Source organism: Hydrogenophaga taeniospiralis CCUG 15921 (assembly GCF_001592305.1).
Classification (GTDB): Bacteria; Pseudomonadota; Gammaproteobacteria; order Burkholderiales; family Burkholderiaceae_C; genus Hydrogenophaga; species Hydrogenophaga taeniospiralis.
In genome coordinates, this window is the sequence record NZ_BCWR01000008.1 from 52,588 (window position 1) to 74,614 (window position 22,027).

The window sequence follows — 22,027 nt, forward strand, 5'->3', positions numbered from 1 at the left end:
GGGGCGTCATATCACCGTGTCCCAGGCCGCCGAAAGGCGCACGGCCGCGTTGATGATGCCCACCATGGAATAGGTCTGCGGGTAGTTGCCCCACATCTCGCCGGTGGTGGCGTGGGTGTCTTCCGAGAGGATGCCCAGCGGGTTGCGTGCCTTGAGCATGGTCTCGAAAATGGCGCGCGCTTCTTCCACGCGGCCGATGCGCGCGAGCGCATCGATGCGCCAGAAGGTGCAGATGTTGAACGCGGTCTCGGGCTTGCCGAAATCGTCGGCCGCTTCGTAGCGCCGCATGTAGGGGCCGTCACACAGGTGTTTTTCCAGCGCGTCGAGGGTGGCGATGAAGCGCGGGTCGCTCGGGTCGATGAAACCCACTTCGGCCATCAGCAGCACGCTGGCGTCGAGGTCGCGCCCGCCGAAGCTCTCGGCAAAGGCCTGTCGCTCTTCGCTCCAGGATTCGCGCAGGATGCGCGCGCGCATGCCTTCGGCGTGTTTCTGCCAGTAGGCGGCGCGCTCGGCCTGCTGCAGGGTGTGCGCGATCTTGGACAGGCGGTCGCAGGCCGCCCAGCACATCAGCGCCGAGGAGGTGTGTACGCGGGCCCGTGTGCGCAGTTCCCACATGCCGGCGTCGGGCTGGTCGAAGATGCGGACCGCCTTTTCACCGACCGTTTCGAGCCGCTCGAACTCGGCCAGACCGGCCGGATTGAGCAGGCGCCGGTCGTGAAACGCCTGGGCCGCGCCGAGCACGATGTTGCCGTACACGTCGTGCTGGAAATGCTCGAACGCCTGGTTGCCCACGCGCACCGGGCCCATGCCCCGGTAGCCCGGTAGCCGTTCGCAGATGCGCTCGGTCAGTTCGCGCTCCAGCCCGATGCCGAACAGCGGCTGCACATGGCCCCCGTTGGCGCCCACCACCACGTTGGACAACCAGCCCAGGTAGTCTTCCATGGTGCCGACCTCGGACAGGCTGTTGAGCGCACGCACCACGAAGAACGCGTCGCGCAGCCAGCAATAGCGGTAGTCCCAGTTGCGCTGCGTGCCCGGTGCTTCCGGGATGCTGGTGGTCATGGCCGCGACGATGGCGCCGGTGTCCTCGAACATCGAGAGCTTGAGCGTGATGGCCGCGCGGATCACCGCGTCCTGCCACTCCAGCGGCAGCGCCAGGCGCTGGCTCCAGCCGCGCCAGTAGGACAGGGTTTCCTGTTCGAAGTGCCGCGCCGTGTCGCCGATGCCGCCCTCCAGGGTTTCGTCGGGGCCGAACAGGAAGTTGAGTTCGCGCGTGAGCAGGAACGGCTGGCGGCTCAGCACGTGGGATACCGAGGCGTCGGTGTGCAGCCGCAGGGTCTGCTGTTCACCCACGTAGCGGATGTGGTTGCTGCCCGAGGTGATGACGGGCTCCTGGGCGCCCCAGTTGAAGCGCGGCGCCAGGCTCACGCGGATGCGGGGCGCGCCCTTGAGCACGCGCACGCGGCGCACCAGCATGGTGGGGCGGAAATAGCGCCCGCGCGAGAGGAAGCGGGGCGCGAAGTCGGTGATGGAGATGCCCTGGCCGTTGCGATCCCAGAGCTCGGTGACCAGCACCGCGGTGTTGGGCTCGTAGCGCTGGCGCGCTTCGGTCAGGTGCTCCAGTTCGATCGCGAACGCCCCGGCCGGCTCCTCGCCGCCGAGCAGCGCGTGGAACACGGGATCGCCGTCGAAGCGGGGCAGGCAGCTCCAGACCACGCGCCCGTGCGGGTCGATCAAGGCGCTGAAGGCGCAGTTGCCCACCACGCCCAGCGAGAGGGATGAGGGGGCGGGCGCGCCGAAGCAGTCGCCGTTGGGAGGGGTTGTTGGGGTGTCGGTGCTCATGAGGTGGCGAGGAGGGTTTCGGCGGTGTCGGACAACCAGCGCTGCAGCGCCTGCGGGTGGGCGATGCGGTGCAGGGCGCAAGTATCACCGCTGCCCACCTTGATGCCCGCGCCACCCAGCCGCTGCACCGTCTCGAAACCGGGTTCATCGGTCACGTCGTCGCCCACGAACAGCGGCAGCCGGCCAGCGAACGGCGGCTCGGCCATGAACGCGGCGATGGCCAGGCCCTTGCCGACGCTGGCGGACTTGACCTCCACCACGGCCTTGCCGCGCAGCAGCTGCAGGCCCGGGTCGTGCCGGATCGCCGCGCTCATGGCGGCGGTGCATTCGGCTTCCAGATGCGGTGCGGCCCGGAAGTGCAGGGCCAGGGCGGTGAGTTTGTGTTCCACCAGCAGGCCCGAATGACGCGCCGCCAGGGCCTGCGCCACGGCCAGCGCGGGGCCGAGTTCGGGGCTGTGCGCCCGCGTGGTGATGCCCGAGGCTGAGCGGCGCACCGCGCCGTGCTCGAAGGCCGCGGGCAGGTGCAGCGGCGCGATCAGGGGCTCGATGTCGGCCTGGGCGCGCCCGGTCACCAGCGCCAGGGCGCCATCGAGCTGCTCGCGCAGCCGTTCCAGCAGGTCCAGCAGCTCGCGGGTGACCACCACCGCGTCGGGGCGGGGGGCCAGTTCGGCAAGCGTGCCGTCGAAATCCAGAAACAGGGCCGACCGGGTGGTCAGCAGCATGGGTAAGGTGTTGATCACCCGCCGACCGTACCAGACCCGGGCGGGGTGTGACAAATGTCGCGCGTTTTGCCCCACCGCCGGGGTGCGGGACTGGCGCAGGACTTGACGCCGCGGGTGCCGCGCTCTCAGGCCGGTGCGGCGGTGGCCGCGTCCCCGTTGGCCGCGGCCACCGCCGCCACCCGCGCCTGGTGGATCAGCGCTCCGACCTGCGGGCCCGAGTGCCCCAGCGACTGGGCGTGGGCGGCGATGGCCGATGTGCTCACCGCGCGGGCCGCGGCCAGGGCCGTGAGCAGCCATTCGCGCTGCGGGTAGGCGTCGTCGAAATGGCCCAGCCGGCCGCGCGCGTCGCATTCGCAGGCCAGCACGATGTCTTCGAACCGGGCCGGTTTGCGAAACGCGTCGCAGCGCTCCAGCAGGCGCACCCGGGCCGCCGGGCCCAGGTCCAGGCTGCGGTGCAGGTGGCCATGTTCGCGGGCCACCACGTCGGCCAGCTCCCGGCATTCCACCGGCACACGCAGGCGCTCGCACACCCCCTTGAGCAACTCCGCGCTGCGCGCTTCGTGGTCGATGTGGCGCGGCAACACGTCGGCCGGTGTCGTGCCCTTGCCCAGGTCGTGGCACAGGCAGGCAAAACGCACGGGCAGCGTGGCGCCCAGGCGCGCGCTCATGTCCAGCACCATCATCAGGTGCACACCGGTGTCGATCTCGGGGTGGTAGTCGGCGCGCTGCGGCACGCCCCAGAGCCGTTCCACCTCGGGCAGCAGGCGCACCAGCGCACCGCATTCGCGCAGCACCTCGAACATGCGGCTGGGCCGCTGCTCCATGAGGCCGCGCGCGAGTTCCTGCCACACGCGTTCGGCCACCAGGTGGTCCACCTCGCCGTGGTCCACCATCTGGCGCATCAGGGCCAGGGTCTCGGGGGCCACCGAGAAGTCGGGAAAACGCGCCGCGAAGCGCGCCAGCCGCAGGATGCGCACCGGGTCCTCGGCGAACGACGCGGTGACGTGGCGCAGCACCCGATCGCGCAGGTCGCGCTGGCCACCATAGGGGTCGATCAGCCGGGCGCGGGGTGGGTCGTCCGCCTCGGCCTGGGCCACCGCCATGGCGTTGATCGTCAGGTCGCGCCGCGCCAGATCGTCTTCGAGCGTGACGCCCGGTTCGGCGTGGAAGGCAAAGCCGCGGTAGCCCGGAGCGGTCTTGCGTTCGGTGCGGGCGAGCGCGTATTCCTCGCGCGTCTGAGGGTGCAGGAACACCGGGAAGTCGCGCCCCACGGGCAGGAAGCCCTGTTGCACCATGGCCTCGGGCGTGGCGCCGACCACGACCCAGTCGCGGTCCACGTGGGACGGCTCGGACGCGGCGCTGTGCGGGCTCATCAGGGCGTCGCGCACCGCCCCGCCCACAAGGTAGATCTCCATGGCGCCAAGTGTAGAGGCGCCGGCCGGGGCCCTACTCGAACACGGGCCTGAAGAAGCTGCGTTCGTAGCTGAGGATGCAGCGCGTTTCCTCGGCGTAGCGGAACGCAGCTTGGCAGTCCGGGTCTTCGAAGGAGCGGGAGCGGTAGCTTTCGTAGAGGGCCAGGCTGGGGAAGCTGAACAGGGCCAGCGCGACGTTGTTCGCGCCCTCCGAGGGCAGGAAATAGCCATGGTGTTGCCCGCCGAATTTTTCGACGAGCGGAATCCAGAGCTTGCCGTAGTGCTCGAATTCCTTGAGCTTGGCGGGGTCGATGACGTAGCGCAGATAGCAGGTGATCATGAGGTATGAGGTTCTTCAGGAGTCGAGGGAAAGCTGCTGTGTCTGGGTCAGGCGCGCGGTACCACCGGCCCACAGGCGCTCAATGCCCGATGAGCCAATGTCCAGAGAAACGTTGATCAGGCTGGGGGATGGGTGGGGCATCAGGCGGCCCTGTTCCAGCACGAAGCGGGATTGGGCCATGCCCAGCCGGTCGTGCAGCCAGCAGGCCAGCGGCCCGGCGGCCATGCCGGTGGCCGCTTCCTCGTTGATGCCGTAGCGCGGCGCGAACATGCGCGCCGCCGCGTGGCGACCCGGCATGTCGGGCTGAAGGCAGAACACGTACAACCCGATCAGGTCATGGGCGTCGCTGAGGTGGTGAATCCGTTCCAGCCGGGGCTGGATGGCGGCCAGGCACTCGCGGCTGCGCACGCCCACCACCAGGAAGGCATTGCCCGTGTGCACCACCGCGGGCGGCGGCCCGGCGATCAGGTCGTCGGCCTGCAGTTGCAGGGCGTCCAGCAGCTGCTGCAACTGGGTGCCCGCGGCCAGCTCGGTGTAGGTGGGCGCGCGTTGTTCCATGGCCACGCGCGTGCCCTCGATCAGGATGGCGCGGTTGCCGTCGACGGTTTCCTTGCTGTGCACCCCGCCGGGCAACTGGCCCAGGTGTTGCATCAGCCAGAAGGCGGCGATGGTGGCGTGGCCGCAGTGGGCGATCTGCTGGGTCGGGGTGAAGAATTCCAGCCGGCGCGAAGCGGTCGCCGATGCGCCGACGAAAACGGTCTCTGACAACCCCAGGCGTGCGGCAAGCGCCTGGCGCTGGTCGGCGCCGAGCCCGTCGGCGGCCAGCACGACCCCTGCGGGGTTGCCCCCGAGGGTGGATCCCGCCTGGTCATCGACGAAGGCGTTGACCGTGTGAACGGTGATGCCCATGGCCATCCTTTCTGATGCGATGGCCGCTCAGCGCCCCAGGCGGTAGGGCTCTTCGAAATCCAGGAAGTCGTGTTCGGCCAGCGCGCCGTCAATCCAGGCCTTCACCCCCGGCAGGGCGGCCACACGTTCCACGTAGGCCTGCAGGTCGGCGGGCAGGGGCAGGCCGTAGGTCTTGATGCGCATGCACACCGGGGCGAAGTACGCGTCGGCGATGCTGAAATCGCCGAACAGCAGGGCGCCTTCAGGTTGCGCCGCCAGCAACTCGCCCCACAGGCCGCACAGCCGCGCCACGTCGGCGCGCACGCCGGCCTGGTCGCGCCAGATCAGGCGGCCGGTGTCGGGCAGCGAGGCTTCGATGTTCATGGGGCAGTGGCTGCGCAGCGAACCGAAGCCGCTGTGCATTTCGGCGCAGACGCTGCGTGCCCGGGCACGCGCTTTCGCGTCGGCCGGCCACAGCTGCTTCTCGGGGAAGCGCTCGGCCAGGTACTCGGCGATCGCCAGCGTGTCCCAGATGGCAAAGCCCTCGTCCACCAGCACCGGCACCTTGCCCACCGGGTTGACGCCGCGCAGGCCTTTCTTGAATGCCGAGTCCGCCGCGAACGAGTCGAAGCGCACCATCACTTCCTCGAACGCAATGCCGGCCTGGGTCATCAACACCCAGGGGCGCATGGACCAGGACGAATAGTTTTTGTTGCCGATGTAGAGCTGCAGTGCCATGGGGGGAATCTCCTTGTGAGGACGCCCATGCTAAGCCCTGGCTGGCAGCGCATTGATGCCAAAAAACCGCGGTATTGATTCGAGCGAAACGGTCACTGATCAGCGATGCAGCAACCAGAGGCGCAGGGATATGGGCGACCCCCGGCGCGAAGTGCCCTATCCCAGAACGCCGCGGAACCGGCTTTGCCGGGCCGCCAGCGTTGCCCCCTGGGGGTAGCGCGAAGCGCTGCGGGGGGAGCCCCTTATGCGTACTTTTCAAGAATCCGCGTCGAGCGCTCCACCTCGCGGAAGGTGTCGACCTCGGAGTTCGAGGTCGACACCGCCTCCATGACCGAGCAGGCCATCATGCGGTAGAAGGCTTTGTCCATGGCCTTGCGCGCGGCCGACATCTGCTGGGCCACGTCCTCGCAGGAGCGGCCTTTTTCCACCATGTCGATCAGCCCGCGCACCTGGCCCTCGATGCGCTTGAGGCGGTTGATCACGTCGCGTTCGTGTTCCGAGCGGTAGGCAGCGGCCGTGGGCGCCGGTGGGGTGGGGCTGGACGGGGATTTTGCTGGAGTGGCTGCCATGGTGGTGGTCCTGTGAATGGAGACTGGCCCCGAGTTTGCCAAAAATCCGGCGTGCGCGTCCGCTGGTGTTCCCTGATGCGCTGCATCTCGGTGACTACCCTACCCCCTAGGGTAGTCACCGATGGCGCGAGGAAGCGCCTCCGATATCGTCCGATGCGCAGTGATTTGAGAAATATCAAGTCACGCATTTTTTCCAACCCCATCGCGACACGAGGACAGCACCATGCACATCTGCAAGCGTTTCTCCATTGGCCTGGCCCTGGCGGCCACCCTGCTGGCCACCACCGGCTGCGGCACGATCTCCACCCTTGGCCAGTTGGAGGACGGCGCGGGCGCCGAGGCCTCGCGCATGTGGGATCGCTGGGTGGACGGCCAAGGCGACATCGCCGTGGCCACCACCTGGGAGCGCAAGGTCAAGGACGGTGTGAGCGCCAAGGACGTGGAAGAGATCCTCAAACTCGTGGCGGTGGAGCGCAACATGCGCGACGTGGGTGTGCTGCCGCTGTCCAAGGAGCTCGAAGCCCGCTCGGGCAAGAAGGAAAAGCTGCTCACGGTCTATTCCTACTGCAGCCCGGCCACCGCCCGCAAGATGGTGGACTTCAGCCCCCACATGGCCGCCTACCTGCCCTGCCGCATCAGCGTGGTGGAGCACGACGACGGCAGCCTGTGGCTCTACACCCTGAACATGGACATGATGGTCAAGATGGGCCGCAAGCTGCCCTCGCCGCTGAAGGAAGAAGCCTGGGCGGTGCGCGAGACCATCTGGCAGATGATGGAGCGCGCCTCCAAGGGAGAGTTCTGACCCTGGCAAACCCGAACACCAAAAAAAGCCAGTGATCACGACCACCCGAGGAGACACCACAATGACATTCCAGATCAGCGCCCTGCGCGCCGCCACCCTGATCGCACTGGGCCTGACCGCGCTGTCAGCCCATGCCACCGACGGCTATTTCTCGCACGGCTATGGCATCAAGGCCAAGGGCATGGGTGGCGCGGCCACCGCCCTGGCGCAAGACGGCTTCGCCGGCGCCAACAACCCGGCCGCCGCGGCGTTTGCGGGCAACCGCTTCGAGGCTGGTGTGGACCTGTTCATGCCCGACCGTGAGATGTCGCGCAGCGGCACCGGCGGCATGCTCGACACGCGGGTGCGCAGCGACAAGCGCGCCTTCCTGATCCCCGAGCTGGGCTACAACCAGGACCTGTCGCCCCGGCTGGCCGCGGGGGTCACGGTGTATGGCAACGGGGGCATGAACACCACCTACCCGGGGGGGCAGCTCAACTGTGGTCAGGGGCCGGCCAACGCGCTGTGTGGGTCGGGGCAGCTGGGTGTGGACCTGATCCAGCTGGTGGTGGCGCCCACGGTGGCCTACAAGCTCAACGAGCGCCACAGCGTGGGCGTGTCCCCGCTGCTGGTGTTCCAGATGTTCAAGGCCTATGGCCTTGAAGGGTTTGGTGGCATGTCGGTGGATGCGGCCCACCTCACCGGCAGCGGCTATTCCAACAGCACCGGCCTGGGGCTGCGGCTGGGCTACATGGGCAAACTCTCCGAGCGGGTGAGCATCGGCGCGTCCTACGCGCCCAAGGTCCACATGAGCCGCTTCAAGGCATACGCGGGCCTGTTCGCCGACGGCGGCGACTTCGACATCCCGGAAAACGCCAGCGTCGGCATCGCCGTGCAGGCCACGCCCGAGGTATTGCTGGCGGCCGACTACCAGCACATCGGCTACGGCGGTGTGCCGGCGATCGGCAACGCCGCCACCGCCGGCCCGCTGGGCGGTACCCCGGGGGGTGGTTTCGGCTGGAAGAACATCGGCGTCGTGAAGCTGGGCGTGCAGTGGCAGATGAGCCCCCGCGTCACGCTGCGCGCGGGCTACAACCGCAGCGAGAACCCGGTCACCGCGGCCAACATCACGCCCAACGTGCTGGCCCCGGGGGTGATGAAGTCGCACTTCACGCTGGGTGCCACCCACGCACTGTCGCCCCGTTCGGAGCTGACCTGGTCGTTCATGCATGCGCCGCGCGTGTCGGTGAGCGGGCCTTCGCTGCTGGCCGGCACCGAGACGGTGAGCATGCGCCAGAACGCCATCGCCATCCAGTGGGGCTCCAGGTTCTGAACACCCCTCCGGCGGGGTGATAGACCGGAAACGGATCGATCGGAGGGGCACCGCCAGACGCGGTCTCTCCGGTGCGAAATGCCTGCGCCCAGGGCACCGCCGGGCCGGCTTTGCCGGACGGCCAGTGCCGCCCCCTTGAGGGGGTCGCGCGAAGCGCGGTGGGGGTGTTCCTTCCTAGCCACGCCGCAGCGTGAGCAGGCGGCTGCGGCCGTTGCCACCGCCCAGATAGGTGGGCGCCACCGCCACCACGGACGAGGGCCGGATGCCCAGATCGGCCAGGCCGGGCAGTTGGCCCGTGGCCACGTTGTCGACCCGCATGGCGTCCAGGTTGTCGCGGCTCATCAGCGGTTCGCCCGGCGCCAGTTCCATCATCAGCGCCTGCAGCCGCCCCAGCGCCATGGGCAGTGGGACGATGGGCCGCTGGTGGCTGCCGAGGCGCCCGGCCAGGCGCACCAGATCGGCCAGCGTGAACACGTCGGGCCCCGCGCACTCGTAGGTCTGGCCCACGCTGTGGCGCGCCGGGCCGGTGCCCAGGGCACAGGCCACCACGGCACGGGCCACGTCTTCCACCCACACCGGCTGGAAGCGCACGCCCGCGCCAGCCAGCGGCAGCACGGGGAACACCGCCTGCAGCCGGGCGAACAGGTTGAGAAAACGGTCGCCGGCGCCAAAGATCACGCTGGGGCGCAACACGGTCAGGTCCAGCCCGGCCTGGCGCAGCACCTGCTCGCCGCGTGCCTTGCTGCGTTGGTAACGCGACGGCGCGTCCAGGCCCACGCCCAGCGCGCTCACATGCACCACGCGGCGTACCCCGGTGGCCGCGCAGGCGCGCGCCAGCGTGGCCGGCAGCGCCACGTGGGTGCGCTCGAACGCCGCTTCGCTGCCGTGCAGGATGGCCACGAGGTTGATCACTGCGTCGTGCCCGGGCAGCAGCCGGGCGAGCTGTGCCTCGTCGTGTACGTCGGCTTCGATCACGGTCAGGCGCGGCAGGTGCTGCACGGCGCTGGCATTCGCGGCGCGCCGCGTGGGCACCGTGACGCAGCCGTCAGCACGCTGCAACTTCTCGCAGACGTGGCGTCCCACGAATCCGGTACCCCCCAGGACAAGGATGTTTTTCATGGAGCGATCACGGGGTGGGAACGGTTGAGGGGGTCAAGGCAGCTCGCGGTTGACCGCGGTGGGGTCGGCGCGCGGCCCCACCATGCCCAGCCGCGCGCGCAGCGACTGCGGCCGGCCGCTCAGGATGGCGGCGTAGTTGGTGGTGTTGGCCAGCACGCGCTTGACGTAGTCGCGGGTCTCGTCGAACGGGATGTTCTCGGCCCAGATGTCACCGGGCAGCACCGGCCCGTTGCGCCAGGCCCGGGGCCGCCCGGGGCCGGCGTTGTAGGCGGCGGCGGCCATGGGCAGCGAGCCCTCGAAGTCGTCCAGCGCGAATTTCAGGTAGGCCGTGCCGATGGCGATGTTGGTGTCGCGCTCGCCGATCTGGTGCGGCCGGAAGTCGGTCAAGCCGATCTTGCGCGCGGTCCAGCGCGCCGTGGCCGGCATCACCTGCATCAGGCCCGACGCGCCCACGCCGGAGCGCGCGTCCATCACGAAACGGCTTTCCTGGCGGATCAGGCCGTACACGTAGGCCGGGTCCAGGCCGATCTCGCTGGCGCGCCTCACCACGGTGCTGCGGTACGGCATGGGAAAGCGCTGCGCATGGTCCTGGGCCATCGGCGTGCGCTCGCTGGTGTTGATGCAGCGGTCCCACAGATCGTTCTGGCAGGCCAGTTGGGCGGCGGCGAGCAGTTCGCGCTCGTTCATGCCGCCCGGCGTGTGCAGGCCGACGGTGTAGTTCCACTCACGCACGCCCTCGCTGCGCAGCCCCAGGCGGATGGCGGCGAGCGCGCGTTGCAGGCCGGGGTTGCGCTCGGCGGCCCGCAGCTCCTGCGGCTGAAGGGGTTCGGGCGCGGGCGGCACCGTCACCAGGCGGCCCAGTTCCTCCAGCGCCAGCTGCTCGTAAAAGCCGCGCGACGAGGCGATGGAGGCGTACAGCTCGCGCGAGCGGGCCGTGGCCGCCAGCGCGTCGGGCTCCTTGAGCGCCTGCATGGCGCGGGCGCGCCAGTACACCCACACCGGCTCGCGCTGCTGGGTTTCGTCCATCGCGGCGATGGCATCGCGCACCAAGCCCCAGGCCCCGGCGCGCAAGGCGGCGCGCGCCATCCAGGCCAGGTGGTCGCTGGGCATGAGGTTCGTCTGTCCGCGGGTGAAGTGCTCCAGCGCGTTGTCGTGCAGCTTCTGCGCCGCGCGTTTGCCGATCACGCCCCAGAGCCAGCTGCGCTCTTCCTGTGTGAGCTGGGCCTTCCAGCGTGTGCGCTCCATCTCCAGCGCCGCGAGCGCCGGCTCCTTGTCGGCCAGGCGGATGATGGCCAGCGTCACCATCTCCTTGGTGCGCGGGCGGATCGCGGTGATCTTTTCGTCCAGGTACTTGGCGGGGTCGCTGGCGATGGCGCTGACGGTGGCCACCCAGTCCGGGTCCAGCATGGCCACGGCCTGTTCGGCCGCGCGCGGGCGGTTGGCCTCCATCGCCAGCCGGGCGCGCCGCCAGGCCACCTCGGGAGCGAGATGGCCGCTGTTGAGCAGGGCCTGCGCGGCGGTGGCGCAGCCGACGTCGGCATCGCGTTGGCTCAGCCAGAGGCGCTGCACCTGGGTGGCCACCACATCGGCGGGCGTGCGCCGGTCCACCGCGTCGAGCATCAGGGCGTAACAACGCAGCTCGCGGTCGTCGTTCATGCGGTAGTGGGGCAGTTCGCTGGCCAGGGTGGCCCAGTCGTGCCGCTGGCCCAGTTGCAGCAGCCAGTCGTTGCGCAGGCGGTCTTCCCAATAGGTGCCGGGGTGGCGTGCCAGCGTGGCGCGCACCTCTTGCGCGCTGGCGGTCTCCAGCCGGGCCTTCATTTCCCAGTAGCTGGCCAGGGGCTCGAGCAGGTGGCCGCGCACGCCGGGCAGCAGGGCGCTGAGCTGTGCGCTGTCGTTGCGTCGGAACGCTTCACGCATCTTCAGCAGCGTCGCGTCGGCACTGGCTTGCGCCCAGGCAGCGCCCGGGAGCACGAGGGCGGCCATAATGGCCACGAGCCCCCGTTTCATTCTTTCCTGTTGCAGGCTTACCAGTTTCATTGGCTGATTATGGACAACAAAGACGCTCAAAGTTCCTCGACCAGCGGGGCGGGTGGATCAACGGCGGCGGTGCAGAAAACCGCCTGGCGCAAGGACCTGATCGACAAGCGGCTCTCGCTGGCCGACCGTGCCCTGCGCAACGACCTGCTGCAGCGTGTCATGCGCGTGTGGCTGATCGACCGGCCCGACGCCATCATCGGCGCCTACTGGCCCATCAAGGGTGAGTTCGATCCGCTGCCGGCGCTGTTCCGCTGGCAGGAAGCGGGGCTGGAGGAAGACGCGCAAGGGGCGCAACGGCACCGGCGCATCGGCCTGCCGGTGGTCAATAAGGTGGACAAGACGCTCACCTTCTACACCTGGTACCCGGGCTGCCCGATGGAGGAAGACGCCTATGGCATTCCCAAACCCAAGGACACCGAGATCGTGGTGCCCACGCTGATCTTCGTGCCCTGCGTCGGTTATGGCCCGGGCGGCTTCAGGCTGGGTTACGGCGGCGGTTTCTACGACCGCACACTCGCTTCGCTTCAACCCAAACCCTTCACCGTGGGACTTGGTTACGACTTTGCCTACGTGCCCGATCTGAAGCCCGAGATCCACGACGTGCCGCTGGACGCCATCCTGTCGGACACGGGGGTGATGTGGCCGGAGAGATGAAACACCCCCGCCGCGCTGCGCGCGACCCCCTCTAGGGGGCAACGCGATGCGGCCCGGCGAAGCCGGTTCCGCCGCGTTCTGGGCAAGGCACCTGCTTCGACTGGCAGGCGGGTATTCACCCTATCCTCTGTCGCCACGGGCTCGTTCCGTCGGCTGTCCTACGGGTGCTCGGCGTTGGCGTGCACCTCGGTGATGCGCTTCTCGCGCCGCACCAGGTACAGGCCGCTGCCCACGATGATGGCGGCGCCCAGCCAGGTGTGGGCGGCGGGCAGGGTCTGCCAGACCAGCCAGTCCAGCGCCACGCCCCAGGCCAGGGCGGTGTATTCGAACGGGGCGACGGCCGAGGCCTGGCCGTGGCGGAAGGCTTCGGTGATGGCGAGCTGGCCCACGAAGCCGGTGAGCGCGAGCGCCAGCAGCAGGCCCGCGTCGGCGGGTGCCAGCGGCACCCATTGCGGCGCTGCCAGCAGGCCCGCGCCGAGCGACATGAAGACCATCATGGACAGGATCATGCTTTCGCTGCTGTCGGTGCGGCTCACCAGCCGCCCGGCCACCGCCGCCACCGCGTAACAAAATGCCGCGGTCAGCACCGCCAGACCCCCCACGGTGACGAAGCCCGCCTGCAGGTCTTCACCGCTGGGGCGCAGGGCGATCAGCACGCCGGCAAAGCCCACGCCAATCGCCCACCAGTGGGCGCGCGGCACACGCTCCTTGAGCACCGGCACCGACAGCGCGGTGATCAGCAAGGGGGCGATGAAAAACAGCGTGTAGGTGGCCGAGAGCGGCAGCTCGCGCACACCGCGCGTGAACAGCGCCAGCATGATGATGCCCAACACGCCGCGCAACAGGTGCAGCTTCCAGCGGATGCGCAACACCGAGGGCCAGGCGCCGCGCCAACTGATGTAGGCCAGCACCAGCGGCAACGCCGTGAGGCCGCGCAGCGTGGCGATCTGCAGCACCGGGTAGCGCGCGGACAAGGTCTTGAGCACCGCGTCCATGAGCGCGAACGACCCCACCGCCATCAGCATGAAGGTGATGCTGCGCAGATTGCCTTGGGCGTGGTGGGCGGAGGAGGTCATGGGCGCGGAAGAAAAGCTGCGCAGTGTGCCTGAAAGACGGCGCCGACCAAGGCACCACACGCGGCACTGCGGAGAGAGCCGCTGCTCGGCACAAGCCGGGGCTCCGGCTAAGCCGGGCCAATGGCGTGGTGCCCCCGGGCGAAGCCGCACGGATGGCAAGAACATCGGAAAAGAAGACGGGTAGTCACCGAGCACACGCCGAAGATCCGGCTCCGCCGGTCCAAGGGCGTGGTCCCCCTTGGGGGAAGCCGCGTAGCGGCGCAGGGGGTTAATCAATGTAATCGACGGTGTCCGGATCCGGCACCTCACCGATCGCCTGGCGGGTGCGTTCGGCTTCTTTCAGCAGCCAGTCGCAGAAAGCCTTGACCTCCGGGCGCACCACGCTGCGTGGCGCCTGCACCAGCCAGTACACCAGGGGCGAGTCCAGCCGCATGCCGGGCAGCGGCTCGACCAGATCGCCACTGGCCAGGCTCTCGGCCACCAGCGGCATGCGGGCCAGCGCCACGCCCTGTCCGGTGAGCGCGGCCTGCACGATCTGGTTGGCGTAGTTGAAGTACAGCCAGCGCTGCGGCGTGAGCCGCGCTTTGGGTCTGGCCGCGCCCGGCCCGGCCTTGGCGCGCGCGCCGCCGGTGGCCGGGGCGGGTGTGGCGAAGTGGTCGAGCCAGCGCTGCCAGGTCAGCCACTCCAGGTGGCGCGTGCGGTGCGCGTCCCCCGCTTCGATGAGGGTGATCTTCGACAGGTCTTCCACCTTGCACAGGCGGTGCGTCTTGAGCAGCCAAGGGCTGGCCACCGGGGTGAGCTGCTCGCCAAACAGCCGGATCGCGTGGGCCGGCATGGCCTGGGGCACGGCGTAGCGCAGGGCCAGGTCCACGTCAGCGGTGGCCAGATCGATCGCGGCGTCGGAGGCGTCGATGCGGATGTCGATGTCCGGGTGCTCGCGCTGGAAGGCCTCGAGGCGTGGGATCAGCCACATCGAGGCGAACGAGGCCCAGGTGGTGATGGCCACGCTCTTGCGCCCGGCGTTCTGGCGGATCTGCCGCACGGCCGCATCAATGCGCTCCAGCGCCACCCCGCTGGCGCGCAGCAGCTGCGAGCCCGCGCTGGTGAGTTCGACAGCGCGCGTGTGGCGCAGGAAGAGGGCAGTGCCCACCTCGTCTTCCAAGGCCTGGATCTGCCGGCTCACCGCGCTCTGTGTGAGGGACAGTTCCTCGGCGGCGGCGCGGAAGTTCAGGTGCCGGGCGACGGCGTCAAAGGCGCGCAGATGCCCGGCGGAGATGGGGCGGGTGCGGGGATGGCTGGCCGGAAGCGACATGGGCAGGTCCAATCAATTGATGCGGAATCCGTATCAATAGCTTACCGCCATTTCATTGGACCCATGGACAAGGGAGCGGGAAGATGGCATCCGTGTTTCTGTCACTGGACGACTGTCACTGGAGAACCCTATGTCACACCCCGCAGCTTCTTTGTCCGCCCGCCGCGCACCCATCGGCGCCTGGCGACTGCACCCCGGCCACGCCATGAGCCTGAGCCCGAAGAAGACCGCCGTGCTGCGCATCTTCTGCGGCCAGGTGTGGGTGACCCTGGGCGGCCCTTACCAGGGTGCCCCCAACGAACTGGGCGACCGTTTCCTGGGCCCGGGTGACGTGCTGGCCGTGCCACCCGGCGCGCAGCTGGTCATGGAGCCCGTTGCCCGACCTGACGACGCCGGGCCGGTTCATTTCGACTGGTCCGACGCCGCGGCGTCGGCGGCCCCCAGCCGCTTCGCCCGCGAAGTGGCGTCGCCCGCGCGCGAGCTCGGCGCGGCGCTGGGCCAGGCGGGCGTGGCCACGGCGCGGGTGTTGCGCGGCCTGCTCGGCTACAGCGAGTTCCTGGCGGCCGGCCGGGGGCGGGTGCTGGGCCCGTACGAGGCCGGGCACTGGTGAGCCGGGCGCGGCCAGCGCCTGCCCGGGCAGGCCGCTAGCGTGCCGAGGACTTTTTGCGCTGCGGTGCCGGCTTTCGCGCCGCCACCGCAGCGGCCAGCGCCAGCCGGGCCCAAGGCGACATCAGCGCGGGCGATTCCAGCGCGTCCTCGGGCGGCGTGTGGTAGTGCAGGCGCATGGTCTTGCCCTTGGCCTCGTACTGAAAAGGCCGCCCACCCGCGGCCAGCCACTGGGGCTCCGTCTCGGCATTGGTCTTGAGAAACAAGGTGTCCCAGGCAATGATCGCGACGTTCATGCCGTCCACCGACAAGCCATAACCCCCGAACATGCGCGTGGCCTTGCACGGGCCGAGACAGGACAGCAGCTCGCAGGCGTGCAGCACGAAAGGATCGGTGATGGGTTTGGTGGCCATGCGCGCATGGTAGACAAGCACGCGCAAAGTGCCAATCCGGCTGTGGCGAGGGGGAGCAAGGCCAGAATGCCGCGGAACTGGCTTCGCCAGGCCGCAGGCATTGCCCCTTGAGGGGCTGAGCGGCTACGCGCAGCGAGCAAGCGATGGGGGTGGGCCACATCCTGCATGGGTGGACAATGTCCACCCATGGCCCGCCCCAAATCCGCCACCCACGACCTCAAGCGCGACGAAATCCTCGACGTCGCGGCGCAGTGTTTTGCCCGCCAGAGCTTCCCGGCCGCGAGCATGAACACCATCGCCACCGCCTGCGGCACCAGCAAGGCGCGGCTCTACCACTACTACGAGAGCAAGGAAGCGATCCTGTTCGATCTGCTCGACCGCTACACGCAGCGGCTGCTGGCGCTGATCGGCGAGGCCGAGGCGCGGGCCCAGCGCAAGAACCTGAGCGAACGCGATGCGCTCAATGAACTGGTGCGCGCTTTCCTGGCCGAGTACGAAAGCTCGGCCACGCGCCACGTGGCCCTGGTGTCCGACACCAAGTTCCTGGGCGAGGCTCAGCGCGAGCTCATCCTGAACCGGCAGCGCGACGTGGTGGCCGCCTTCACCCGGTTCATCCGGCGCGCCTACCCCGAGCGCGTGACGCCCGCCAACCAGACCGCGCTGACCATGATGCTGTTCGGCATGATCAACTGGACCTTCACCTGGCTGCGCCCCGGCGGCCCCATGAGCTACGCCGCTTTTGCCGACGAGGTGGTTGCCGTGCTCGAGAAGGGTTTGGCCGGATGAGTCCCAGTGTCTCATAGGGATATTTGTTTACTTATTCGTAATTGATTTCGTTTAGTTAAAATTCGCCTGTTTGCCGATCTGCGCAGCCGACACCCCCACAGGAGACCCCCATGAGCAAAGCCTTCGCTTCCCAGGCCGACCTGGAAGACAAGAAGATCACCTTCGAACAGCTCAGCCCGCACTGCTGGGCCTACACCGCCGAGGGCGACCCGAACTCGGGCGTCATCATCGGTGACGACTTCATCATGGTCAGCGACGCCACGGCCACGCCGGCCATGGCGCGCGACCTGATCCAGCAGATCCGCAAGGTGTCCGACAAGCCGATCAAGTACGTGCTGCTCACCCACTACCACGCGGTGCGCGTGCTGGGCGCCAGCGCCTACTTCGCCGAGGGCGCGACCGAGATCATCGCCAGCCAGGGCACGCTGGAGCTGATCCGCGAGCGTGGCGCGCAGGACATGCAAAGCGAGATGGAACGCTTCCCGCGCCTGTTCCGTGGCGCCGATTCGGTGCCGGGCCTGACCTGGCCGAGCATGGTGATCGGCGGTGGCGACCCGACCAAGGGCGAGGTGCCCGGCAAGCTGTCGATCAACCTCGGCGGCGTGGTGGTGCAGATCTGGAGCCCGGGGCACGGCCACACGCGCGGCGACACCATCGCCTGGGTGGAAGAAGAAAAGGTGCTGTTCAGCGGCGACCTGGTGGAGTACGAAGCGGGTGTCTACACCGGCGATGCCCAGCTCGAAGAATGGCCCGCCACGCTCGAAGCACTGCGTGCGCTCAAGCCCGAATTCATCGTGCCCGGTCGCGGCGAGGCCATGAAGGGCAACGCCGACGTGAACAAGGCGCTGGACTACACGAAGCGCTGGGTCACCACCCTGTTCCAGGCCGGCAAGGAAGCCGCCGCCGCCGGTATGGACCTCAAGGCCGCCATGGCCCACACCCGCCAGAGCATGGACCCGGTGTTTGGCCACGTGTTCATCTACGAACACTGCCTGCCGTTTGACGTGAGCCGCGCTTACGACGAAGCCAGCGGCATCAAGAACCCACGCATCTGGACCGCCGAGCGCGACATGGAGATGTGGAAGTCGCTGCAGGGCTGAGGTTGTTCGCTCAGGCAAAAAGCAAAAGACCCGCCTCGGCGGGTCTTTTGCTTTGGGGTAGCGCCAGGCGGGAACCCACGCAACGGGCTACTCGGTCGCCGACTGGGTCGATGTCGATGTGGACGTGGTCGTCGTCTGGCTGGCCGGCTTCACCGTGATCTCTTCGGTCGTGCTGCCCTCCCGGCCCACGCTGTCCGTGACCGTGAGGGTGACGGTGTAGGTGCCCGCGGCGGCGTAGGTGTGGCTGACCGCTTCGCCCTTGGCGCTGCTGCCATCGCCGAAATCCCATTTGTAAGACGTGGCGACGGTATCGGCCGGCTTGTTCGAGATCACGGTCCCGGAGCCGTCGAACGTCACCGACTCACCCACCGTGGCAGGTGAAGGGTCCGCGCTGATGATGGCGATCGGGTTGCAGGCGGCGAGCAGCACCACCGCGCTGATCAGCAGCGGTTTGCACCAGGAAAGAAGCGCTTTTTTGCAGGACATCATGGTCGGAAATGCAGGTGGGTGAATAGGAGGGGAGGTGTGGGTTCCAGGGGCGGACGTGGTGGTCGGTCGCCAGGCCTTTGCTACCATGCCGCACCACCCAGAGCCCGCCTTCATGACGCCATCAACCGCCCTGTTCGGGCATTCTGCCACCGACTGGGGCATCGTCGCGGTTTTCGCGGTCGTGTACCTCGGCATGTTTCTCGGCGGTCTGCCGCGCCTGAAGCTCGACCGTTCGGGCGTGGCCCTGCTCGGCGCCATCGCGGTGATCGCGCTGGCCGGCCTGCCGGTGGAAGACGCTGCGCGCGCGGTGGACCTGCCCACCATCGTGCTGCTGTTCGCCTTCATGGTGGTGTCGGCCCAGATGCGGCTGGGCGGCTTCTACGCCGAAGTCACGCGCCGTGTCGGGGCCATGCCTCTCTCACGCCCCGGGCTGCTGGCGGCGCTGATCGCTGTGGCCGGCGCGCTGTCGGCGGTCTTTTCCAACGACATCATCTGCCTGGCCATGACGCCGGTGGTGGCGCGCCTGTGCCTGCAGCGCGGGCTGAACCCGCTGCCGTTCCTGATCGGCCTGGCCTGCGCCGCCAACATCGGCTCGGCCGCGACGCTGATTGGCAACCCGCAGAACATGCTGATCGGCTCCGTTCTGCAACTGCCGTTCGGCGGCTATGTGCGCCAGGCGCTGCCACCGGTGGTGCTGAGCCTGGGTTTGCTGTGGTTGTGGCTGGCCTACGGGCCGGGGGCACGCACGGGGGCGGGCGAACCGCGCCGCCCGGCGGACATGGCGCTGCTGCCGGCCGCGAGCCCGGAAGAGGAGCCCGCATTCGACCGTTGGCAGACCACGAAGGGACTGGCGGTGGCCACGGCCCTGATGGGCATCTTCCTGTTCACCGACTGGCCGCGCGACGTGGCGGCGCTGGTCGGTGCGGGCGTGCTGCTGCTGAGCCGGCGCCTGCATTCCTCGCACGTGATGGGTTTTGTGGATTGGCCGTTGCTGCTGCTGTTCATCGGCCTGTTCGTGGTCAACCACGCGTTCGAAACGACGGGTCTGGCGGCGCAGGCGGTGGCATGGATGTCCAGCCAGGGCGTGCACCTGGCCGACCCCGGGCCGCTGCTGGTGCTGGGTGTGGCGCTGTCCAACCTGGTGTCCAACGTGCCGGCGGTCATGTTGCTGCTGCCGCACCTGGGTGCCAACGCCAGCGAGGCGGGCGTGATGCTCGCGCTGGTGAGCACCTTCGCCGGCAACCTGCTGCTGGTGGGCTCGATCGCCAACCTGATCGTGGCCGACCTGGCTGCCAAGCAGGGCATCGGCATCAACTGGAGGCAACATGCGCTCACCGGCATCCCGGTGACGGTGGCCACGCTGGCCGTGGTGTGGGGCTGGATGCGCTGGGCTGGCTGAAGCACGGCACCTGGGTGCATTCCCCGGCGCGCGGACTGCAACGATTGAAGCCACCCCCGCGCAGGGCACCGCGGAACCAGCTTGCCGGGCTACCCCCCCCTTGGGGTGATGCCGAAGGCGGCGCGGGGGGTCAGTGGATCGACGACAGGAACTGCTGCAGCTCCGGCGTCTGCGGGTTGCCGAACAGCTCGGCCGGCGTGCCCATCTCGTGCACGCGCCCCTGGTGCATGAAGATCACGCGGTCGCTCACCTTGCGCGCGAAGCCCATCTCGTGCGTGACCATCAGCAGGGTCATGCCCTCGTCGGCCAGCGATTCCACCACGCGCAGCACCTCGCCCACGAGCTCGGGGTCGAGCGCGGAGGTGATCTCGTCGCAGAGCAGCACGCTGGGCTCCATCGCCAGCGCGCGCGCGATCGCCACGCGCTGCTGCTGGCCACCCGAGAGCTGGTCGGGGAAGGCGTCGAACTTCTCGCCCAGGCCCACGCGGTCCAGCAGCTGGCGCGCCTTGGCCTCGCCGGCGGCGCTGTCGGTCTTCTTCACCAGACCGGGCGCGAGCATCACGTTCTTGCCCACGCTCAGGTGCGGGAACAGGTTGAAGTTCTGGAAGATCATGCCCACGTGCTGGCGCAGTTCGCGCATGGCGGCGGCGTTGCCGTGCAGCAGCGGCTGGCCGTCCACGCTCAGGCTACCGCTCTGGAACACCTCCAGCCCGTTGATGCAGCGCAGCAGCGTGCTCTTGCCCGAGCCGCTTTTGCCGATGATGGCGATCACCTCGCCCGGCTTGACCTGCAGGTCGATGCCCTTGAGCACCTCGTTGCTGCCGTAGGACTTGCGCAGCTGGTGGATGTCGACGACAGGTTTGATCGAGGCTTGGTCGGTTTGAGCATTCATGGTGTGGGCTCCATCAGAGGGGGAGTCGAATCCGGGGAAACCGCGGAACGGGCTTTGCCCGGCCGCTGGTTTCGTCCCCCTGGGGGGAAGGCGCGAAGCGACGTAGGGGGGAACCTACCGCACCGCATTCATCTTCCTTTCCAGGGAACGCGCATAAAGGCTCACGGGGAAGCACAGCGCAAAGTACAGAAGGGCCACGCAGCTATACACCAGGAAGGGCTGGAAGGTGGCGTTGGTGATCATGGTGCCGGCCTTGGTGAGTTCGACGAAGCCGATCACCGAGGCCAGCGCCGTGCCTTTGACGACCTGCACCAGAAAGCCGACGGTGGGCGCGATGGCGATGCGCGTGGCCTGCGGCAGGATCACGTGGCGCAACTGCTCGCCAAAGCTCAGCGCCAGGCTCTGCGCCGCTTCCCACTGGCCCTTGGGCACGGCGGCCACACAGCCGCGCCAGATTTCCACCAGGAAGGCGCTGGTGTAGAGCGTGAGCGCCACGGCCGCGGCCATCCAGGCCGAGGTGTCCACACCAAACAGCGCGAGGCCGAAGTAGGCCAGGAACAGCTGCATCAGCAGCGGCGTGCCCTGGAACAGCTGCACGTAGCCGGCCACGAAGCGCTCGGCGCCGGGCCAGCGCGCGGTGCGCGCCACCAGCAGGGCCAGGCCCACCAGACCGCCCCCGACGAAGGCGATCAGCGAAAGGCTCACCGTCCAGCGCGCGGCCAGCAGCAGGTTGCGGAAGATGTCCCACAGCGAAAAGTCAACCACGGCGGCCTCCAAAGAGATAGCGGGGGCCAGCCCAGTTGAGCAGGGCTCGCACGCCCATCGACAGCAGCAGGTAGATGCCGGTGGCGACGATGAAGGCCTCGAAGGCGCGGAAGTTGCGGCTCTGGATGAGGTTGGCCGCGTAGCTCAGCTCTTCGGTGGAGATCTGGCCACACACGGCAGAGCCCAGCATCACGATGATGATCTGGCTGGTGAGCGCGGGCCACACCTTCTGCAATGCCGGCGGCAGCACCACGTGCAGGAAGGTCTGCACGCGCGAGAGCGCCAGGCTGGCGGCGGCTTCGAACTGACCCTTGGGCGTGGCATCGATGCCGGCGCGGACGATCTCCGCCGCGTAGGCGCCGAGGTTGATCACCATCGCGATCACCGACGCGATCTCGGGCGTGAGCTTCACGCCCGCGGCCGGCAGGCCGAAGAACACGAAGAACAGCTGCACGATGAAGGGCGTGTTGCGGATGAGCTCCACATAGCAGCCCACCACCCAGCGCAGCCACAGCGGGCCGCTGCTGCGCGCCCAGGCGCAGAGCGTGCCCACCACCAGACCGATCACGGCCGAGATGGCGGTCAGGCCCAGCGTCCAGAGCACGCCCTTGGCGAGCAGCGGCCACTGCAGCAGCACGGTGATGAAGTCGAGTTCGATGCGCATGTGTGTGCCCTCAATGCGTCATGGGGTGCGAAGGTCGATTCGCCGCCGGGCCGCCCCAAGGCGAATCAGCCCCCTCGGGGGGGCAGCGAC

Annotated in this window: 23 protein-coding genes; 7 read left to right on the top strand and 16 right to left on the bottom strand. The window is 68.6% G+C overall.

What is annotated here, in order from left to right; translation table 11 throughout:
• Positions 1-6 precede the first annotated feature (6 nt).
• The 7 genes from HTA01S_RS11685 to HTA01S_RS11715 form a co-directional block, all read right to left on the bottom strand.
• Positions 7-1,842: a glycoside hydrolase family 15 protein gene (locus HTA01S_RS11685; RefSeq protein WP_084236045.1), complete on the bottom strand. Its 1,836-nt coding sequence runs from the start codon at positions 1,840-1,842 to the stop codon at positions 7-9.
• Positions 1,839-2,564 (bottom strand): trehalose-phosphatase, encoded by a 726-nt coding sequence (gene otsB / locus HTA01S_RS11690; protein WP_068171302.1) that lies wholly within the window; start codon positions 2,562-2,564, stop codon positions 1,839-1,841. The genes HTA01S_RS11685 and otsB overlap by 4 nt, the downstream gene beginning before the upstream one ends.
• Before the next feature lie 125 nt (positions 2,565-2,689).
• Positions 2,690-3,979 (bottom strand): multifunctional CCA addition/repair protein, encoded by a 1,290-nt coding sequence (locus HTA01S_RS11695; RefSeq protein WP_068171305.1) that lies wholly within the window; start codon positions 3,977-3,979, stop codon positions 2,690-2,692.
• Between the two features lie 31 nt (positions 3,980-4,010).
• Positions 4,011-4,316 carry an NIPSNAP family protein gene (locus HTA01S_RS11700; RefSeq protein ID WP_068171308.1) on the bottom strand — a complete coding sequence of 102 codons (306 nt, stop codon included), beginning with the start codon at positions 4,314-4,316 and terminating at the stop codon, positions 4,011-4,013.
• Between the two features lie 15 nt (positions 4,317-4,331).
• Positions 4,332-5,225 carry a PhzF family phenazine biosynthesis protein gene (locus HTA01S_RS11705; protein WP_068171832.1) on the bottom strand — a complete coding sequence of 298 codons (894 nt, stop codon included), beginning with the start codon at positions 5,223-5,225 and terminating at the stop codon, positions 4,332-4,334.
• Positions 5,226-5,252: 27 nt separating this feature from the next.
• Entirely contained in the window at positions 5,253-5,942 is a 690-nt protein-coding gene (locus HTA01S_RS11710) for a glutathione S-transferase family protein (RefSeq protein ID WP_068171313.1), read from the bottom strand.
• Between the two features lie 242 nt (positions 5,943-6,184).
• The gene (locus HTA01S_RS11715; RefSeq protein ID WP_068171315.1) at positions 6,185-6,511 is read right to left on the bottom strand and encodes a metal-sensitive transcriptional regulator; all 327 of its coding nucleotides are present in this window, start codon (positions 6,509-6,511) and stop codon (positions 6,185-6,187) included.
• Positions 6,512-6,734: 223 nt separating this feature from the next.
• Here HTA01S_RS11715 and HTA01S_RS11720 point away from each other — a divergent pair, with 223 nt between their 5' ends.
• Both HTA01S_RS11720 and HTA01S_RS11725 read left to right on the top strand, forming a co-directional pair.
• The gene (locus tag HTA01S_RS11720) at positions 6,735-7,313 is read left to right on the top strand and encodes a DUF302 domain-containing protein (protein ID WP_068171318.1); all 579 of its coding nucleotides are present in this window, start codon (positions 6,735-6,737) and stop codon (positions 7,311-7,313) included.
• Between the two features lie 61 nt (positions 7,314-7,374).
• Positions 7,375-8,625 carry an OmpP1/FadL family transporter gene (locus HTA01S_RS11725; protein ID WP_068171321.1) on the top strand — a complete coding sequence of 417 codons (1,251 nt, stop codon included), beginning with the start codon at positions 7,375-7,377 and terminating at the stop codon, positions 8,623-8,625.
• 174 nt (positions 8,626-8,799) lie between these two features.
• On the opposite strand, the gene HTA01S_RS11730 is transcribed toward HTA01S_RS11725, so the two are convergent.
• Positions 8,800-9,744: a complex I NDUFA9 subunit family protein gene (locus HTA01S_RS11730; RefSeq protein WP_068171324.1), complete on the bottom strand. Its 945-nt coding sequence runs from the start codon at positions 9,742-9,744 to the stop codon at positions 8,800-8,802.
• A gap of 33 nt (positions 9,745-9,777) precedes the next feature.
• Positions 9,778-11,781 carry a lytic transglycosylase domain-containing protein gene (locus HTA01S_RS11735; RefSeq protein ID WP_245638070.1) on the bottom strand — a complete coding sequence of 668 codons (2,004 nt, stop codon included), beginning with the start codon at positions 11,779-11,781 and terminating at the stop codon, positions 9,778-9,780.
• 69 nt (positions 11,782-11,850) lie between these two features.
• Here HTA01S_RS11735 and HTA01S_RS11740 point away from each other — a divergent pair, with 69 nt between their 5' ends.
• Positions 11,851-12,435 (top strand): 5-formyltetrahydrofolate cyclo-ligase, encoded by a 585-nt coding sequence (locus HTA01S_RS11740; RefSeq protein WP_068171329.1) that lies wholly within the window; start codon positions 11,851-11,853, stop codon positions 12,433-12,435.
• A gap of 158 nt (positions 12,436-12,593) precedes the next feature.
• On the opposite strand, the gene HTA01S_RS11745 is transcribed toward HTA01S_RS11740, so the two are convergent.
• Positions 12,594-13,511 (bottom strand): DMT family transporter, encoded by a 918-nt coding sequence (locus tag HTA01S_RS11745; protein WP_068171332.1) that lies wholly within the window; start codon positions 13,509-13,511, stop codon positions 12,594-12,596.
• Between the two features lie 268 nt (positions 13,512-13,779).
• Positions 13,780-14,823 carry a LysR substrate-binding domain-containing protein gene (locus HTA01S_RS11750; RefSeq protein ID WP_157572071.1) on the bottom strand — a complete coding sequence of 348 codons (1,044 nt, stop codon included), beginning with the start codon at positions 14,821-14,823 and terminating at the stop codon, positions 13,780-13,782.
• Between the two features lie 130 nt (positions 14,824-14,953).
• Here HTA01S_RS11750 and HTA01S_RS11755 point away from each other — a divergent pair, with 130 nt between their 5' ends.
• Positions 14,954-15,433 (top strand): DUF2917 domain-containing protein, encoded by a 480-nt coding sequence (locus HTA01S_RS11755; RefSeq protein ID WP_084236046.1) that lies wholly within the window; start codon positions 14,954-14,956, stop codon positions 15,431-15,433.
• Between the two features lie 34 nt (positions 15,434-15,467).
• On the opposite strand, the gene HTA01S_RS11760 is transcribed toward HTA01S_RS11755, so the two are convergent.
• Positions 15,468-15,842 carry a TfoX/Sxy family protein gene (locus HTA01S_RS11760; protein ID WP_068171337.1) on the bottom strand — a complete coding sequence of 125 codons (375 nt, stop codon included), beginning with the start codon at positions 15,840-15,842 and terminating at the stop codon, positions 15,468-15,470.
• 186 nt (positions 15,843-16,028) lie between these two features.
• On the opposite strand from HTA01S_RS11760, the gene HTA01S_RS11765 reads away from it, so the two are divergent.
• On the top strand, positions 16,029-16,628 hold the full coding sequence (locus HTA01S_RS11765; RefSeq protein WP_068171341.1) for a TetR/AcrR family transcriptional regulator: 600 nt from the start codon (positions 16,029-16,031) through the stop codon (positions 16,626-16,628).
• A 110-nt stretch (positions 16,629-16,738) separates the two neighbouring features.
• Positions 16,739-17,728: an MBL fold metallo-hydrolase gene (locus HTA01S_RS11770; RefSeq protein ID WP_068171344.1), complete on the top strand. Its 990-nt coding sequence runs from the start codon at positions 16,739-16,741 to the stop codon at positions 17,726-17,728.
• An 87-nt stretch (positions 17,729-17,815) separates the two neighbouring features.
• Here HTA01S_RS11770 and HTA01S_RS11775 read toward each other — a convergent pair whose 3' ends face one another.
• Complete coding sequence (locus HTA01S_RS11775; RefSeq protein WP_068171346.1) at positions 17,816-18,217, bottom strand: PKD domain-containing protein; 402 nt, start codon at positions 18,215-18,217, stop codon at positions 17,816-17,818.
• Between the two features lie 112 nt (positions 18,218-18,329).
• Here HTA01S_RS11775 and HTA01S_RS11780 point away from each other — a divergent pair, with 112 nt between their 5' ends.
• Positions 18,330-19,616, top strand: a complete 1,287-nt coding sequence (locus tag HTA01S_RS11780; protein WP_068171839.1) for an anion transporter — start codon at positions 18,330-18,332, stop codon at positions 19,614-19,616.
• Between the two features lie 130 nt (positions 19,617-19,746).
• On the opposite strand, the gene HTA01S_RS11785 is transcribed toward HTA01S_RS11780, so the two are convergent.
• The 3 genes from HTA01S_RS11785 to HTA01S_RS11795 all read right to left on the bottom strand — a co-directional run bounded on the left by HTA01S_RS11785 (position 19,747) and on the right by HTA01S_RS11795 (position 21,937).
• On the bottom strand, positions 19,747-20,508 hold the full coding sequence (locus tag HTA01S_RS11785) for an amino acid ABC transporter ATP-binding protein (protein WP_068171349.1): 762 nt from the start codon (positions 20,506-20,508) through the stop codon (positions 19,747-19,749).
• A gap of 114 nt (positions 20,509-20,622) precedes the next feature.
• The gene (locus HTA01S_RS11790; protein ID WP_068171842.1) at positions 20,623-21,273 is read right to left on the bottom strand and encodes an amino acid ABC transporter permease; all 651 of its coding nucleotides are present in this window, start codon (positions 21,271-21,273) and stop codon (positions 20,623-20,625) included.
• Positions 21,266-21,937 (bottom strand): amino acid ABC transporter permease, encoded by a 672-nt coding sequence (locus HTA01S_RS11795; RefSeq protein ID WP_068171352.1) that lies wholly within the window; start codon positions 21,935-21,937, stop codon positions 21,266-21,268. Before HTA01S_RS11795 ends, HTA01S_RS11790 begins: the two co-directional genes overlap by 8 nt.
• Positions 21,938-22,027 lie beyond the last annotated feature (90 nt).